The organism is Rhodopseudomonas sp. BR0G17 (assembly GCF_010907025.1).
Lineage (GTDB): Bacteria > Pseudomonadota > Alphaproteobacteria > Rhizobiales > Xanthobacteraceae > Rhodopseudomonas > Rhodopseudomonas palustris_H.
In genome coordinates this window covers 1-412 of record NZ_QUML01000188.1, presented here as the reverse complement: position 1 = coordinate 412, position 412 = coordinate 1, and the positions used below count along the sequence as shown (strand labels likewise).

Here is a 412-nt window from a genome sequence, read left to right as displayed (position 1 = left end):
GGCTTGTACTCTCCTTCTGCGAAGAAGAGGGTTCTCCAGCCCAGGATGAGGGAGCGGTTGTCGTAGGGAAAGCGAAGTTCGTGTGGACGGTTCTTGCGGACCACAGGAGGGATTGACCGCAGATAGGCGAAGATCGCGTCGCTATCAGCACAAGTCACGTTGGTGTAGGAGGCGAACGGCATCGCCGGATAGATCAGGCCTCCGTCAGGAAAACGGCCTTGATGCATGGTCTTGTAGAAGTCGTCCGCCGTCCACTTGCCGATCCCGGTCTCTGGGTCTGGGGTGATGTTCGACGTGTACAGTGTGCCGAAGGGAGTGGGCATGTCTCGGCCGCCGGCAAAGGTCCGTCCTTCCGGAGCCGTGTGACAGGCGCTGCAATCGCCAGCACGCGCCAGATACTCACCCTTTCTAA

1 pseudogene is annotated in these 412 nt (G+C 59.5%); it reads right to left on the bottom strand.

Annotated elements, in window-relative coordinates:
• Window positions 1-412: pseudogene (locus tag DY467_RS25800) on the bottom strand (cytochrome c); the annotation flags it as partial.